Annotated in this window: 12 protein-coding genes; 8 read left to right on the top strand and 4 right to left on the bottom strand. The window is 62.0% G+C overall.

What is annotated here, in order from left to right; genetic code table 11:
• Positions 1 to 373 precede the first annotated feature (373 nt).
• From JFU58_RS14680 to JFU58_RS14690, 3 genes are all read left to right on the top strand, one after another.
• The gene (locus JFU58_RS14680) at positions 374 to 2,164 is read left to right on the top strand and encodes a DUF1302 domain-containing protein (protein WP_063033087.1); all 1,791 of its coding nucleotides are present in this window, start codon (positions 374 to 376) and stop codon (positions 2,162 to 2,164) included.
• Between the two features lie 26 nt (positions 2,165 to 2,190).
• Positions 2,191 to 3,558: a DUF1329 domain-containing protein gene (locus JFU58_RS14685; protein ID WP_063033086.1), complete on the top strand. Its 1,368-nt coding sequence runs from the start codon at positions 2,191 to 2,193 to the stop codon at positions 3,556 to 3,558.
• Between the two features lie 273 nt (positions 3,559 to 3,831).
• Positions 3,832 to 6,312 carry a LuxR C-terminal-related transcriptional regulator gene (locus JFU58_RS14690; RefSeq protein WP_063033085.1) on the top strand — a complete coding sequence of 827 codons (2,481 nt, stop codon included), beginning with the start codon at positions 3,832 to 3,834 and terminating at the stop codon, positions 6,310 to 6,312.
• A 155-nt stretch (positions 6,313 to 6,467) separates the two neighbouring features.
• Here the strand turns inward: JFU58_RS14690 and JFU58_RS14695 are convergent, their stop codons facing one another.
• Positions 6,468 to 7,256: an IclR family transcriptional regulator gene (locus tag JFU58_RS14695; protein ID WP_201141014.1), complete on the bottom strand. Its 789-nt coding sequence runs from the start codon at positions 7,254 to 7,256 to the stop codon at positions 6,468 to 6,470.
• A gap of 119 nt (positions 7,257 to 7,375) precedes the next feature.
• On the opposite strand from JFU58_RS14695, the gene hmgA reads away from it, so the two are divergent.
• The 4 genes from hmgA to JFU58_RS14715 all read left to right on the top strand — a co-directional run bounded on the left by hmgA (position 7,376) and on the right by JFU58_RS14715 (position 12,130).
• Entirely contained in the window at positions 7,376 to 8,659 is a 1,284-nt protein-coding gene (hmgA, locus tag JFU58_RS14700) for a homogentisate 1,2-dioxygenase (protein WP_201141016.1), read from the top strand.
• Between the two features lie 3 nt (positions 8,660 to 8,662).
• Complete coding sequence (gene fahA / locus JFU58_RS14705) at positions 8,663 to 9,949, top strand: fumarylacetoacetase (RefSeq protein WP_201141018.1); 1,287 nt, start codon at positions 8,663 to 8,665, stop codon at positions 9,947 to 9,949.
• Positions 9,950 to 9,961: 12 nt separating this feature from the next.
• Positions 9,962 to 10,597 carry a maleylacetoacetate isomerase gene (gene maiA, locus JFU58_RS14710; RefSeq protein ID WP_093201643.1) on the top strand — a complete coding sequence of 212 codons (636 nt, stop codon included), beginning with the start codon at positions 9,962 to 9,964 and terminating at the stop codon, positions 10,595 to 10,597.
• Between the two features lie 165 nt (positions 10,598 to 10,762).
• Complete coding sequence (locus tag JFU58_RS14715; protein ID WP_093201640.1) at positions 10,763 to 12,130, top strand: MFS transporter; 1,368 nt, start codon at positions 10,763 to 10,765, stop codon at positions 12,128 to 12,130.
• Here the strand turns inward: JFU58_RS14715 and JFU58_RS14720 are convergent.
• Positions 12,101 to 12,925: a class I SAM-dependent methyltransferase gene (locus JFU58_RS14720; protein ID WP_201141019.1), complete on the bottom strand. Its 825-nt coding sequence runs from the start codon at positions 12,923 to 12,925 to the stop codon at positions 12,101 to 12,103. The genes JFU58_RS14715 and JFU58_RS14720 overlap by 30 nt on opposite strands.
• Positions 12,926 to 12,967: 42 nt before the next feature.
• Positions 12,968 to 13,771, bottom strand: a complete 804-nt coding sequence (locus JFU58_RS14725) for a SirB1 family protein (RefSeq protein ID WP_063033078.1) — start codon at positions 13,769 to 13,771, stop codon at positions 12,968 to 12,970.
• A 186-nt stretch (positions 13,772 to 13,957) separates the two neighbouring features.
• Between JFU58_RS14725 and JFU58_RS14730 the strand changes: the two genes are divergently transcribed.
• A complete protein-coding gene (locus JFU58_RS14730; protein WP_010176963.1) occupies positions 13,958 to 14,977 on the top strand; it encodes a Leu/Phe/Val dehydrogenase in 1,020 nt (339 codons plus the stop codon).
• Positions 14,978 to 14,983: 6 nt separating this feature from the next.
• Here JFU58_RS14730 and JFU58_RS14735 read toward each other — a convergent pair whose 3' ends face one another.
• Positions 14,984 to 16,291 (bottom strand): acetamidase/formamidase family protein, encoded by a 1,308-nt coding sequence (locus JFU58_RS14735; RefSeq protein WP_093201626.1) that lies wholly within the window; start codon positions 16,289 to 16,291, stop codon positions 14,984 to 14,986.
• Positions 16,292 to 16,508: the final 217 nt, after the last annotated feature.

The following is a 16,508-nucleotide window of genomic DNA, read 5'->3' on the forward strand; positions in this document are numbered from 1 at the left end:
GAGCAATAAATCAACGTCAGTGAACACCGGTAACAGATTGAAAGTAGTGATCAATCCATAAAAACATGCTGTTCTTCCAGGTTCTGGAAGCGGGCGGTTTGCCCTGAAAGCCAAGTAAGAATAGGCTTTTGTTACAGAATGAAAAATAGCGATTCGAGACAAGGACTGTTACCAAACCGGCAACAGTGGCAATAAGGCCTCATCCATCCTTCTGATAACCCTTCATCCATCTCGTCCATACCCTCGCCAATACCCCGCCCAGAGCGCCCTTTCATCCTTTCGAGCGACAACACGAATACCTCCTTGGTGCGCTTATCGCTCCTGATCGCGGGCAGTAGGGTGGGGCCTTCTGTCACACCACCGGGGAAGACGCATGACAAGAACAACAATGCGCGCCATCTTCAGGCCACAGGCGCTGGCCGCTGCGGTTGCTTTGGGTTGCTGTGCCCAGGCGCAGGCTGTTTCGTTCAACATCGGCGAGATCGAAGGACAATTCGATTCCTCGCTGTCGGTCGGTGCCAGCTGGGGCATGCGCGACGCCGACAAGAAGCTGGTGGGTATTCCCAACGGCGGCACCGGCCAGGCGTCCACCGGCGATGACGGCCGCCTGAACTTCAAAAAGGGCGAGACCTTCTCCAAGATCTTCAAGGGCATCCACGACCTGGAGCTCAAGTACGGCGACAGCGGCGTGTTCGTGCGCGGCAAGTACTGGTACGACTTCGAATTGCAGGACGAAGACCGCGAATTCAAGCAGATCAGCAATAACCACCGCGACGAGGGCGCACGCTCTTCCGGCTACGAATTACTCGACGCGTTTGTCTATCACAACTATTCCATCGGCGATTTGCCGGGCAACGTGCGCGTCGGCAAGCAGGTGGTCAGTTGGGGTGAAAGTACGTTCATCGGCAACTCCATCAACAGCATCAACCCCATCGACGTTTCCGCGTTCCGCCGGCCCGGTGCCGAGATCAAGGAAGGCCTGATTCCGGTCAACATGGTGTTCGCTTCCCAAAGCCTCACCAACCAACTGAGCGTAGAAGGTTTCTACCAGTTGAACTGGGAAAACACCGTGGTGGATAACTGCGGCACCTTCTTCGGCAACGACGTGGTGGCCCATGGCTGCAACGGCAACTACACCGTCGGCAGCCCGGCGATTGCACCATTGCAACCGGTGGCGGCGGCGTTTGGCCAGGGCTTCCAGGTCACGAACGAAGGCGTGGTGGTGCAGCGTGCAAAAGACCGCGAGGCACGCGATGGCGGCCAGTTCGGGATGGCGTTGCGCTGGCTGGGGGATGACACGGAGTACGGCCTGTACTTTATGAACTACCACAGTCGCACACCCACCGTCGGTACCATCACCGCCAACACCAACCTGGCTACCATTGGCCGTATCGTCAATGCCGCCAACGGGATTGCCCCGGGTTCCGGGTCTGGGCTGGCGCAAAGCACGATGCTCGGTCGCGGTCAGTATTACCTCGACTATCCGGAAAATATCCGCCTGTTCGGCGCCAGCTTCTCGACCACCTTGCCCACCGGCACGGCCTGGACCGGCGAAATCAGCTACCGCCCGAATGCCCCCGTACAACTCAACACCACCGACCTGACGCTGGCATTGGTCAACCCGATTGCTGGTAACGCCGCGTCACCGATCGCCAGTTCCTTCGGTGCCGACAACGCTGGCTACCGCCGCAAGGAAATCACCCAGATCCAAAGCACCATGACCCAGTTCTTCGACCAGGTGCTGGGCGCCGAACGCCTGACGCTGGTGGGCGAAGCGGCCTTCGTGCATGTGGGCGGGCTGGAGGCGAAATCCAAGCTGCGTTACGGCCGTGACTCGGTCTACGGCCAATACGGCTTCGGCGGTGACACCGACGGTTTTGTCACGGCCAACTCCTGGGGTTATCGCGCCCGGGCCATCCTCGATTACAACAACGTGTTTGCCGGGGTCAATCTCAAACCCAACGTGTCGTGGTCCCAGGATGTCAGCGGCTATGGCCCCAACGGCCTGTTCAACGAAGGCGCCAAGGCCATCAGCGTCGGTGTGGACGCGGACTACCGCAACACCTACACCGCGAGCCTGAGCTACACCGACTTTTTTGGCGGTGACTACAACACCCTCACCGACCGCGACTTCATCGCCCTCAGCTTTGGCGTGAACTTCTGATTTGGCTTAAAGAAGGACAAAAGACTATGCGCAAGATGATTCTGCAATGCGGTGTGTTGGCACTGAGCCTGTTGGCGGCCAACGTGATGGCCGCGGTGTCGCCGGAAGAAGCGGCCAAACTTGGCACCACCCTGACCCCGGTGGGTGCCGAAAAGGCCGGTAACGCTGACGGCTCGATCCCGGCATGGACCGGTGGCATCCCGAAAAACGCCGGGGCGGTGGACAGCAAAGGCTTCCTCGCTGACCCGTTCGCCAGTGAAAAACCGCTGTTCGTGATTACCGCCGCCACCGTCGACAAGTACAAGGACAAACTGTCCGAAGGCCAGGTGGCGATGTTCAAGCGCTACCCGCAAACCTACAAGATCCCGGTGTACCCGACCCACCGCACGGTCAACCTGCCGCCGGAGATCTACGACTCGATCAAGCGCAGCGCGCTCAATGTGCATGCGATCAACGACGGCAACGGCCTGGAGAACTTCACCGGCAACCGCTACTACGCCTTCCCGATTCCGAAGAACGGCGTGGAGGTGCTGTGGAACCACATCACCCGTTACCACGGCGGCAACCTGCGCCGCATCATCACCCAGGCCACGCCGCAGACCAACGGCAGCTACACACCGATCCGCTTCGAAGAAGAAGTGGCCGTGCCGCAACTGATCCCGGACATGGACCCGGTCAAGGGCGCCAACGTGCTGACCTTCTTCAAGCAATCGGTGACCGCTCCGGCGCGCTTGGCCGGCAACGTGCTGCTGGTGCATGAAACCCTCGACCAGGTGAAGGAGCCGCGCCTGGCCTGGGTCTACAACGCCGGTCAGCGCCGGGTACGCCGTGCGCCGCAGGTTGCCTATGACGGGCCGGGCACTGCGGCCGACGGCCTGCGCACCTCGGATAACTTCGACATGTTCTCCGGCGCCCCGGACCGCTACGACTGGAAGCTGGTGGGCAAGAAGGAGATGTACATCCCCTACAACAGCTACAAGCTTGATTCGCCGACCCTCAAGTACGACGACATCATCAAGGCCGGCCACATCAACCAGGACTTGACCCGCTACGAGCTGCACCGGGTCTGGGAAGTGATCGGCACCGTCAAGCCGAGCGAGCGGCATATCTACGCCAAGCGCCACATGTACATCGACGAAGACAGCTGGCAAGTGGCGCTGGTGGACCACTACGACGGCCGTGGCCAACTGTGGCGGGTCGCTGAAGGCCACGCGCAGTTCTACTACGACCACCAGGTGCCGGCCTACACCGTCGAAACCCTGTACGACATCATCGCCGGGCGCTACATCGCCCTGGGCATGAAGAACGAAGAGAAGAGCAGCTTCGTGTTCGGCTTTGCGGCCAAGGCGGCCGACTACACGCCGGCGGCATTGCGCTCTGAAGGCGTGCGCTAAAACCTGATTGAAATACGGTCAAACTGTGGGAGCTGGCTTGCCTGCGATAGCGGTGTATCAGTAACAGATACCTAACCTGAAACACCGCTATCGCAGGCAATCCAGCTCCCACACTGGAACGCATTTCAACGCTGAATCTCATGCCGGGTTGCCTTTTGGCTCCCGGCTTTTTTATGCCCGGCAATCAGCCTGCTGAATACTCCTCAACAACCGCCAGCCACAGGACTAGGGTAGGGGGCACGCCGCCTAATAATAAAAAACAGGGACGCAGTAATGACCGCCATGACCCGTTGTCTGGATCGTCCTGGATTCATGCCACGTTTGTCTCCCCATCATCTGCTACGCCCGCGTTTGGCCGGGCCTTTGCTCAACGCCTCGGCGCGGGTGAAGCTGCTCTGCGCCCCGGCCGGCAGTGGCAAGAGTGCGCTGCTCGCCGAGTGCGCGCTGCAGGCGCCTGCGGAGTGCCAGGTGTACTGGTTGCCGCTGAACGGCGCGGCACTGGATTTGTGTCAGCGTCTGGCCCAAAGCCTTGGCCTGGTGTTTGTCGATGAGCCCACGCTGCTGCTGGCCCTCAACCGCTGGCAAGCGCCGGCCTGGTTGTTCCTCGATGACTTCTGCCGAGTACCGGCACCTGAACTGGATGCGTTGCTCGATCGCATTCTGGCGGCCAGCAGTCCCGTTTTAACCTGGTGGATTGGCGCACGGCGGCGGCCGGCCTGCAATTGGCCACGCCTGTTACTCGACGATGAACTGTGGGAGTGCAACGCAGCCGAGCTGGCGTTTGATCACACCGAGGTCCAGCACTTGGCCGGGCCCTGCGTCGACAAGGTGCTGAAGTTCAGCGCCGGCTGGTGCGCCGGCGTGCGCATCGCGTTGCTTGAGAGCGACGGGCACCCTGACAAAACCTTGCTCGACTACCTGCAGCACGAGCTGTTCAGCGGCCTGGCCCCCGAGTTGGCCGAAGCCTGGCGCGTGCTTGCGCACCTGCCACGTTTCAACCCGAGCCTGTGTGATCATCTGTTCGGCTTCGGTGATTATCTGCGTGACTTGCAGACGTTGGGCGCCTTTATCGAACCCTGGGAAGACGCCACCGACTGGCTGCAAATCTTCCCGCCGTTGGCGCAGCTCATGCGCGACGAACCCTGGCCGGCCAAGCGCTCCTGGCACCGTCGCGCCTGCCAATGGTTTACCGCCGCCGAGGACTGGCAAGCCGCGTTTGAGCAGGCGCTGCTGGCCGAAGAGTACGAAGTGGCCGTGAGCCTGTTGCAGCATTTCAGTTTTGAAGACCTGTTCCGCCAGCAAAACGCCGTGCTGCTGTTGCGGCTGCATGAGCAGCATGGTGATGAATTGATGCTGGGTTCGGCGCAACTGGTGGGCTTGGTAACGGCGGCGTTGCTGTTTGCCGGGCGCTTCGATCAGGCGGCGTTATGCATCGATCAACTGGCGCGTTTCACCCCGCAACCGACTGCGCATTCGCAGCGCTATCTGCTGGCTCGCTGGCAGGCGCAATGGGGTTGGTTGTTACACCTGGGAGGCGAAGCCGCACGGGCTCGGGAACATTTTCTGGAAGCCCTGCAAGACTTGCCCGAGAGCGCCTGGACGTCGCGCTTAATGTGCCTGTCGGGACTGACCCAGCAAGCCCTGCTGCGTGGTGAGCTGGACGTGGCCCAAGCGCTGAACCGCGAGGCGTTGTGCCTGGCGCGCTCCCATGGCTCATTGCTGCTGGAGGCGCTGTTGGAACTGGATCATGCGCAGTTGCTGGAACAGCGCGGCGCGCCGTATCGGGCCCAAAGCCTGCTGGAAAACGTGCAGCGCATGCTGGTGCAACAGCGACTCAAGGCCGGGCCGTTGGTGGGGCGGATTTTGTTACGACGGGGGCATTTGGCCCTGCGCCAGGGCCACGACGCCGTGGCCGCCGAATGCTTTGAATCCGGCCTGGGCATGTGCCTGCACAGCCAGGACAAACGCGTGCTCTATGGCTACCTCGGTCTGGCTTTATTGGCCGCCAACAAAGGCGATTACGCCGAGGCGTTTATCCAGTTGCGGGACGCCGAGCGCCTGATGCAGCAACGCCAGGTGCCCGACACCGTGTACCGCGCTGTGCTGCTGTTGCTCAGCGGGCATTTCTGGCTGCAACAGGGCCGCGCCGAACTGACCCTGGAAGCGGTGACCCGCGTGCTGCGTCACTACCGGGGGCCGAAGGCCAAACAGGCGCCGCCGGCCACCCTGGAGCTGATCCCGCGCCTTGAGTATTTGCAGGTGTTGGCCGAAGTGAAATTGCGCCGCGCCGAAGAGCCTGTCGCCCGCTTGAGTGCGTTACTGGGGACTGCCCGTCAGCGCGGAATGCTCTGCCTGGAGGCGGAGTTGCACTTGGTGCTGGGGGAAGTGGCCTGGCAGATCGGCGATCGCCCGTTGGCCGTGCGCTCCCTGGAGGCCGGGTTGGAGCTGGCGGGGCGTTGCCAGGTACAACAGGCGATTCGCGAGTTGCGCCTCCGGCAACCGGGGTTGTTGAGTGCGCTGGGGCTGGAGCCGCAAGAGTGTCAGGCGACGGCCGGGGAAAACCCTCTGAGCCAGCGCGAGCTTGAGGTGCTGCAGTTGATTGCCCAGGGCAATTCAAATCTGGAAATTGCCGGGCAGTTGTTTATCTCGCTGCACACGGTGAAAACCCATGCCCGGAGGATTCATAGCAAGTTGGGGGTGGAGCGGCGTACCCAGGCGGTGGCCAAGGCCAAAACCTTGGGACTGATGGCCTGACGCCAAGCGCTATTTCTCAAACAATGAAGATCAAATGTGGGAGCGGGCTTGCTCGCGAATGCGGTGTATCAGTCACTGATGCTTTAACTGACAGACCGCATTCGCGAGCAAGCCCGCTCCCACATTTTGCTTTGTTGTGTGCCTGATACTGAGCGTCAGGGCTGATAACCCATCCGCCAACTCACCGCCTGGGTGGCCGCCAACAAACGCTTCGCCGCCGGGCCATCTTCATCGGCATGGAACAGCGAAGTCGGCCCCACCACGGTCAATACCGCCGCCACCTGCCCGACCGCGTTGAACACCGGCGCCGACAACGCGTCCACACCCGGCATCAGCAAACCATGCACAAAGTGCAGGCCTCGCTGGCGGATCTGCTCGCAGGTGGTGGCGTAAGCCTGGTCATCCGCCAACGCATGGGCGATACCCGCCTGAATTTCCCGCTCGCGCAAGTCCACGGTTTCCCGCGACGGCAGGAACGCGCTGAACACCAGCCCGGTGGATGAGCTGAGCAGCGGTAACACCGAGCCCAATTGCGTCACCACCGTTACCGCGCGCACTGCCGGCTCGATGTGCACCACGGTCGCGCCCTGGTTGCCCCAAACGGCCAGGAAGCAGGTTTCATTCAACTCGTCTCGCAGTTCCGCCAGGGGCAGGGCGGCGACTTTCAGCACGTCCATGCTGCCCAGCGCGGCCAGCCCCACGCGCAAGGCTTCGCGGCCCAGGCCGTAATGGTTGGTGGCGGTGTTCTGTTCAGCAAAACCGGAGGCAATCAGCGCCTGCAAGTAGCGGTGGACCTTGCTCGCCGGCATTTGCACGTGTTCGGCAAGGCGCGACAACGAGGTGGCCGGCGACAGTTCAGCCAGGGCCTTGAGGATGTCGGTGCCCACTTCAGCCGAGCGGACTTTCTGTTTACCGGTGTCGCGGGGGGCGGGCGGCTTTTCCATGGAGGGCATGAATCCGAAAGACGAATGGGCGTCTTTATAGCTTGACGGTCAACAGGTATCAAATTACGTTATGCGTAACTGGATTACGATAAAAACAACTTCCGCTCAGAGGACGATCCATGACCCTCGAATACCAATCAGGCTTCGGCAATGAATTTGCCAGCGAAGCCTTGCCCGGCGCACTGCCGGTTGGCCAGAACGCCCCGCAGAAAGCGCCCTACGGGCTGTACACCGAACTCTTCTCCGGCACCGCCTTCACCATGGCCCGCAGCGAAGCCCGGCGCACCTGGTTGTACCGCATCCAGCCGTCGGCCAATCACCCGGCGTTCGTCAAGCTGGAGCGGCAATTGGCCGGTGGCCCGCTTGGAGCGGTGACGCCTAATCGCCTGCGCTGGAACCCGCTGGATATTCCCGCTGAGCCGACAGATTTCATCGACGGGCTTGTCGGCATGGTCGCCAATTCCGGGTCGGAAAAACCTTCGGGCATCAGCATCTACAACTACCGCGCCAATCGCTCCATGGACCGCGTGTTCTTCAACGCCGACGGCGAACTGTTGATTGTTCCCGAGCAGGGCCGCCTGCGTATCGCCAGCGAACTGGGTGTGCTGGACGTTGAGCCGCTGGAAATTGTCGTGCTGCCCCGCGGCCTGAAATTCCGCGTCGAGCTGCTGGATGCACAAGCTCGCGGCTACGTCGCTGAAAACCATGGCGCGCCACTGCGCCTACCGGACCTCGGGCCGATCGGTAGCAATGGCCTGGCCAACCCACGGGATTTCCTTACCCCCGTCGCCCATTACGAAGACCTCAAGCAACCGACCACGCTGGTGCAGAAATTCCTCGGTGAACTCTGGGGCTGCGAGCTAGACCATTCGCCGCTGAACGTGGTGGCGTGGCACGGCAACAACGTGCCGTACAAATACGACCTGCGCCGCTTCAACACCATTGGCACCGTGAGTTTCGATCACCCGGACCCGTCGATCTTCACCGTATTGACCTCGCCCACCAGCGTGCATGGCCTGGCCAACCTCGACTTCGTGATCTTCCCACCCCGCTGGATGGTCGCCGAAAACACCTTCCGGCCACCGTGGTTCCACCGCAACCTGATGAACGAATACATGGGCCTGATCCAGGGCGCCTACGATGCCAAGGCTGAAGGCTTCGTGCCCGGCGGCGCGTCGTTGCACAGCTGCATGAGCGCCCATGGCCCGGATGGCGAGACCTGCACCAAGGCCATCAACGCGACGCTTGAGCCCCACAAGATTGATAACACCATGGCCTTTATGTTCGAGACCAGCCAGGTGCTGCGCCCTACACAATTCGCGCTGGAATGCTCACAGCTGCAACCTTCTTACGACGCTTGCTGGGCCTCGCTCCCTGCAACCTTCAACCCGAATCGGAGATAACCCATGACTCAGCCTAATCTCACCCGCAGTTGGGTGGCTTCCGCCAACGGTCACCGGGATTTCCCGCTGCAAAACCTGCCGTTGGGTGTGTTCAGCGTTAACGGCGCTGCACCGCGCAGTGGCGTGGCGATCGGCGATCATGTTTTCGATCTGCAGGCCGCTTTGGAATTCTTTGAGGGCGAGGCCCGCCGTGCCGTTGAAGCCACTGCTGGTGGCCAACTGAATGCGTTTTTTGAACTGGGCCGTGGCCCGCGTGTGGCCCTGCGTGAACGCCTGCTGGAACTGCTGGCGGAAGGCAGCGACCTGCAAGGCAAACTGCAATCAGCGCTGCATCCGGCTGCCGCTTGCCAGATGCACCTGCCGGCCAAAATCAATGATTACACCGACTTCTACGTCGGCATCGAGCACGCGCAAAACGTCGGCAAACTGTTCCGCCCGGACAACCCGCTGCTGCCCAACTACAAGTACGTGCCGATCGGTTATCACGGCCGTGCGTCGACCATTCGCCCGTCGGGCACCGACGTCCGCCGCCCTAAAGGCCAGACGCTGCCAGCCGGTCAAACCGAGCCGACCTTCGGCCCTTGCGTACGCCTGGACTACGAGCTGGAGCTGGGCATCTGGATCGGCCAGGGCAATGCCATGGGCGACTCGATTGCCATTGGTGACGCCGCTGATCACATCGCCGGTTTCTGCCTGCTCAACGACTGGTCGGCGCGGGATATCCAGGCTTGGGAATACCAGCCGCTGGGCCCGTTCCTGTCGAAGAGTTTTATCACCAGCATTTCGCCATGGGTGGTGACGGCTGAAGCCCTGGAACCCTTCCGCAAGGCACAACCGGCGCGCCCTCAAGGCGACCCGCAACCCCTGCCGTACCTTCTGGACAAGCGCGACCAGGCCGCTGGTGGTTTTGATATCGAACTGGAAGTACTGCTGACCACCGCCTCGATGCGTGAGCAGAACCTGCCGGCCCATCGCTTGACCTTGAGCAACACCCAACACATGTACTGGACCGTCGCGCAGATGGTTGCGCACCACAGCGTCAACGGCTGCCAGTTGCAGGCCGGCGACCTGTTCGGTTCGGGCACCTTGTCGGGGCCGGAAGCCGGTCAGTTCGGCAGCCTGCTGGAAATCACCGAAGGCGGTAAAAAGCCGATCGAACTGGCCTCCGGCGAAGTGCGTAAGTTCCTCGAAGACGGCGACGAAATCATCCTGCGTGCCTGCTGCACCCGCGACGGGTTTGCCTCCATCGGCTTCGGCGAATGCCGGGGTACCGTGGTCGCGGCGCGCTAAGAGGGCAGGGCCATGGAACTCTATACCTACTACCGCTCCACTTCGTCCTACCGGGTGCGGATCGCGCTGGCCCTCAAGGGCCTGGACTTCACGGCGGTGCCGGTCAACCTGCTGGTGCCCAAGGGCGGCGCCAACCATCAGCCGGAGTACCTGGCGATCAACCCGCAGGGTCGTGTGCCAGCCTTGCGCACCGATGATGGTGATGTGCTGATTCAGTCACCGGCGATCATCGAGTACCTGGAGGAACGTTATCCACAGGTGCCGTTGCTCTCCAGGGATTTGGCGACCCGCGCCCATGAGCGCGCGGTGGCGTCGATCATCGGCTGCGACATTCATCCGCTGCACAACTCCAGTACCCAGAATCTGCTCAAGCAGTGGGGGCACGATGAGGCGCAAGTGTTGGAGTGGATCGGGCACTGGATCAGCCAGGGTCTGGCGGCGGTTGAGCAGTTGATTGGTGATCAGGGTTATTGCTTTGGCGACCAGCCGGGGATGGCGGATACGTTCTTGATTCCACAGTTGTATGCGGCGGAGCGGTTTAAGGTGTCGTTGGCGGCGTATCCACGCATTCAGCGGGTGGCGGGATTGGCGGCGCAGCATCCGGCGTTCATGGCGGCTCATCCCGCCAACCAACCGGATACCCCATAAATCTCCAGGCTCACACCGGCCAAATGTGGGAGCGGGCTTGCTCGCGAATACGGTGTATCAGTCAGCAGATGTATTGACTGGCATACCGCTTTCGCGAGCAAGCCCGCTCCCACATGTGATCTTCAGCGTGTCCAAAATATATAAAAACAATACAGGTCCCTTGCGATGCACAATCAGATTGCCAGCTTTCGTGCGGCACTCGACGCCCGCCCGGTGTCGCGCTATCAGTGGTTGATTCTCCTGTTGCTGGCGCTGTTGCTGGTCACCGACGGCTACGACGCCCAGGTCCTGGGCTACGTGGTCCCGGCTCTGGCCAAGGACTGGGGCCTGGAAAAAGCCGCGTTCGGCCCGGTGTTCAGCGCCAACCTGTTGGGGCTGACCCTGGGTTCCCTGGCCGTCACGCCGCTGGCGGATCGCTTCGGGGTGCGGCGCATCCTGCTGTGCTGTGTGTTGATCTACGCCAGCCTCACGGTGCTGATGGTGTTCGCCAACTCCCTCAATACCTTGATGGCCGCCCGTTTTATCTGCGGCATTGGTATGGGCGGCGCGATGCCCAGTGCCATGGCCCTCATGTCGGAATACTCACCACCCCGCCTGCGAACATTGATGGTGACGCTGGCGGCCTGTGGCTTCTCTTTCGGTGGTGCGGCCGGTGGTTTTGTCGCGGCCGGGTTTATCGACAGTTTCGGCTGGCAGGCGGTGTTCCTCGCCGGTGGTGTGACGCCGTTGCTGTTGTTTCCGTTTCTCGCCTGGATGCTCCCTGAATCGCTGCCGCGCTTGCTGCGTGACGCACCGCCTTACGCGCGCCTGCAAAAAGTCACCGCGCGGATGCTGCCAGGCTGGCAACCGCCGGCGGCGAGCGAGGCAGAAAACCGCCAGGAGCAAGGCAGCAAACTGACAGTGGTGGAGCTGTTCCGCCATGGCTACGCGCGCCCGACATTACTGCTGTGGGCGACGTTTTTTGTCAGCCTGATCCTGCTGTATTTCATGATCAGCTGGTTGCCTTCGCTGTTGCTGGAAAGCGGTTTGGGCCTGAACGAAGCCAATCTGGTGACCTCGATGTTCCTGTTCGCCGGGACACTGGGCGCCATCGGCATGGCCTGGTTTGCCGATCGGTTGAAAAGCAAAGTCCGCCTGCTGTCCGGCGTGCTGGCAGCGGCTGCGGTGTGCACCATTCTGCTGGGGCTGAACCACGACAACCCGCGTTATCTGGTGGCCTGCGTGTTTGCGGCGGGCTTCTGCATCATCGGCGGTCAACTGACCCTGAACGCGTTCGCCAGTAACTTCTACCCGGCTCACGTACGGGCGACCGGTACTGGCTGGGCGTTGGGCGTCGGGCGGTTCGGTTCGATCCTGGGGCCGTTGTTCGGCAGCCTGTTGCTGGCGATGCACATTCCGGTGCAGCAGATTTTCTTCTTCTGCGCGATCCCCGCGGTGATTGCGGCGTTGTTGATTATCCAAGTGCGTTCGCCCAAGGGCGCAGCACCACAAGGCCCTGATGCGTTATTGGCGCCGGGCGCTGATCACGCGTAATCCCCAGCCGGTGGACACGCTGCCATCACTCTGCCGAAGGTGGGTGATGGCGGTCAGGAAGCGTTCTTTCAGGCGGGCCTTGGCAGGGATTGTCAGCCGGTCGATATCGTAGGTTTCTTTCAATGACGTCCACAGTGCGGCTGGCTGAGGCTGCCAGTGGACGTCGATGTCTTCGAAGTGGATATCAGTGAAATGCTCTGCCAGCAAGGTTCCCCAGCCGGCTTCATTGCGGGTGCGCGGGTCGCCCATGGGCAAGTGGGGCAGCCTGTCCTCCTTGGCGATTGGGCGAAACGCGTCCAGGAATGCGTCGCCAACAGGGCCGAGTAGAAACGTCCTGCCGATCAGCACCGCCAACGTGCCGCCGCTGCGCAATATCCGCTGTACTTCTTGCAGTACCTGTTCAAGATCATCCATCAGCATGATTGCCATGTGCGACAGCAGCACGTCGACGCTGCCCGTGGCCATACTCAATGCCTGGGCGCGCTCCTTGAGCAGCGTTACATCAGATGGGAGACGCAAGCGGGCGGCGTCCAGCTCCGCCTGGCTCATGTCGACACCGGTCAGTTGCAAGCCGGGTTGCTGGCGGTCAGCCAGCAGCTTGAGCAGATAACCATCGCCGCAGGCCAGGTCCAGCACGTTCAACGGGCTTTGTGCGGTGGGCACATGTGCAGTCAATGCGGCATAGGATGAGCTGTATTTCACCGCCTTCAGTTCGGCGAATGCCGCGCTGGTGGTGCCGGGCTGGCGTTGGTGAAAATCTTCGAGGTAACGTTCGGCGGGGGAGCGCAGGGGCATGACAACCTCATCCATGGGGCGGTACAGCTTACGCCAAGCGGGTCAATGCACCACAGAGTTGGGCGGCAAATGCCCCAGGCGTTCGGTCAGGCGCAGGCGCTGGATCGGGTCTTCGCTGAGCATCAACGCGTGTTCCAGGTCAAAACGCTCGGCGTTCGGGCAATCCAGACGCTGATACAAACTGGCCCGGGCCAGGTAGTCGGCGGCGCTGGCGTTGCCCAGCTCCAGCACGCGTTCGGCGTCCACCAGAGCGGCCAGGTGGTCGTCGTTGGACAGGTGCAACTGGCGCAGATTGCGTGACAGCCGCTGCAGGATCGAACGCGGCTCGGCAGTGTGCAGGTGGTCGGCCTGCAACTTGAGATTGGGGCCGTACTGGCGAGTCAGCAGGTCGCGGCAATCGTTAGGGTACAGCCGGCGGCCGCCGCACGGGTCGAGCAAGTGATCGGCCCCCGGCACCCGCAACAGGAAGTGCCCCGGGAAGTTGACGCCGACCAAGGGGATGTCCAGGCGCCGCGCCAGCTCCAGGGCAATCAGCCCCAATGCCAGCGGCTGCCCGCGTTTGCGCTTCAACACCTTGTCCAGCAGGGCGGCGGCGGGGCGCAGCGGGGTGTGGTCATCCTGGGCGAACCCCAGGTCATTCATGCGCCGCAGCAAGGGTTGCCCGAGTTCATCCGCCGGCAGCATCGGCAGGCTGAGGCTGACCAACTGCTGCAACACCTTGAAGTCCTGCAGGATGGCAACGGGGTCCACCGCGGGGTCGTGCTCGGCCGCCATCCACAGCGCGGCTTCAAAAAGCGCGGGCGGTGATCGTTCCAGGCAGGCAAAAAAAGCGTCGCGGGGCTTCATTGGGTTCTCCGGCGGATGCCTCGTTTTAGCCTTGCTGTGAACTTTCGTCCAGTGCCTTTAGAAGCCTCCTACCTGTTTATGTCGCAAACCCTTTAAAACCGGCGGCCTTATTCCTGCGCGCTTCAGCAGGCTTTCGCAGGCAGTCCTATACTTGGCGCCTACAAGAAGTGATTCGGGAGCCCGACGATGTTTGCGCTCATGCACAGCACACGCCTTGAATCGCTGCACCTGAGTGTCGACCCTGCCACCGGGTTAAAGGCGGTCATTGCCATCCACAACAGCCGTCTGGGCCCTGCCCTTGGAGGCTGCCGCTACCTCTCTTACCCCGACGATGAAAGTGCCGTGGCGGATGCCGCGCGCCTGGCCCAGGGTATGAGCTACAAGGCCGCGCTGGCCGGTTTGCCGGTGGGTGGCGGCAACGCGGTGATCATCCGCCCCGCCCATGTGGAAAGCCGCGCCGCGCTGTTTGAAGCCTTCGGCCGCTGCATCGAGCAACTCGATGGTCGCTACATCACCGCCATCGACAGCGGCACCTCGGTGGCCGACATGGATTGCATCGCCCAGCAGACCCGCTATGTCACCAGCACCACGGCGGCCGGCGATCCGTCGCCCCACGCGGCGATGGGGGTGTTCGCGGGCATTCGCACCACTGCCATGGCCCGCCTGGGCAGCGATAACCTGGAAGGTTTACGCGTGGCGATCCAGGGCCTGGGCAACGTCGGTTATGCCCTGGCCGAGCAACTGCACGCCGCCGGCGCTGAATTGCTGGTGAGCGACATCGACCACGGCAAGGTACAACTGGCCATGGAACAGCTGGGCGCGCACCCGATTGCCAATGAAGCCTTGCTCAGCACCCCGTGCGACATCCTCGCGCCCTGCGGTGTGGGCGCGGTGTTCAACCGCTACACGGTCGCGCAGTTGCGGTGCGCGGCGGTGGCTGGGTCCGCGAGTGCGCAGTTGACCAACCTGCAAGTGGCCGATCAACTGGAAGGCCGTGGGATTCTTTACGCGCCGGACTACGTGATCAATTCCGGCGGCCTGATCTACGTGGCCCTCAAGCACGGCGGCGCAGAGCTGGAAACCATCACCGCGCACCTGTCGAACATCGGCACGCGCCTGACCGAAATCTTCGCCCATGCCCAGGCTGAAAAACGCTCACCCGCGCGGGTGGCGGATGAGCTGGCGGAGCGCTTGCTGTACCGCTGAGGCGGGTCAAAGCTGATATTTCTCCCGGGCCAGTTGGCCCACGCCCATACGATCAAGGATGTGCATCGGGCACAGGATCGTGACCCGCACGGTTCCCGGCAGGCGGCTGATTTCGATGGAACCGTTGATGGTCGCGCGGTTGCGCACTTCGTCGATCGGCAGCCCGGTCACGGCGGCTGCGCGTTCCAGTCCGTTGTCCGTCGCGACGTTCAGATTGGTCCCACTTCCGATAAAGGTGATGGGCGCGTTCTCCTCGATCTCCACCTGTCCCCAGCGCTCACCCAACGCCTTCACCCGCAGGCGTTGCTCCGCGGTCATCGGGCGTGCCATGGGTGGGAGGTCATCGAGGTTTTGCAGCAGGATCGGCCCGTCCAGGCTCAGGCCCTTGATCACCTGCACCGTCAGTTCAGTTTCCCCCGACACATCGGTGGCATGCCCGGCAATTTCGCCATTGCCTTGCTGGGCGTGCATATCGCCCATGTACACCCCGGCGCCGGGGACCTTCACCGGGCAGATCAGGATGCAGCCTTCGCGCACGGAATTGGTGTCCATGTGGCCATCGGTTTTCGCGGTGTGCAGTTCATCATGGGTCATGCCGTAGCGATGGGGCGCCTCCACCAGGTATTGACCGAAGTCGCCGCAGTTGTGGGAATCCGGCAGATCTCGCGAAGGCGTAGTGCCGATGTTGCCCAGGAACGGGCGCATATGCGCGGCCAGGCCGGGGATGTCGGCGCGGGCCAGGGACAGGATCGAATGCTGGGCAGACAGTTCGGGCAGCGCCGACATGTCCGAGGCTTTGCCGGCCAGGCGATCCGCCACGGCCTGGTTGACCGTCAGACTCACCTGATGCTCGGCATCCAGGACGATCACGTAGCCATTACTGAAGCGAAACGCACTGACTTCAGCCCCGCAGGCATCGCAGCGGATGGCTTCTTCTCCAATGCCCTCGACGTGGCTGGCGGGATGCTCTTGCCCGCAGTTGGAGCAGAACTTCGCGACGAACGGGTCGCCGTGGTAACGCCCCTCCACGAAACTCATGACCCCCGAGGACGTGGCCAGAGACGTGACCCGCATGCGCTTGATCTTCAGCGCCACCGCGTCGCCGATCTCGGCCCCGGCGATAAACACCGGCTGGGTCACCTCATGGCCACCCTCAAAGGCCGGCGTAATCATCGGGCCCCAGCAGCCGGGCGGGGTGCCGGTGATCAAGGTGCCACCGTCGGCCAGCGGGCCGAGCATTTTCTGGCTGGGGCCGAGCAGCCCATTGGTGTAGGAGGTGACGGTGAGACGGTCAACAGAAGGGAGGTTATTCATTTTATTTTCCGGGCCCTGGGTGATTGAATGTTGAACAGGCTTCATCACTTAAGCGCTGGTGTGTATCTGTTGTGTGTCGCGCTGCCGCCATTGCCGGTACGTGTGTATCTCAGGGGCATCCATACACACTCTGATACACCCGCAGTGGCGTTCACGGGTAAATACAGATATCTCTGTTGCAGGCTTACTTTTTCAAACCCATCAGAACGAGGTTGGC

The sequence above is a fragment of the Pseudomonas sp. TH34 genome (assembly GCF_016650865.1).
Taxonomy (GTDB): Bacteria; Pseudomonadota; Gammaproteobacteria; order Pseudomonadales; family Pseudomonadaceae; genus Aquipseudomonas; species Aquipseudomonas yamanorum.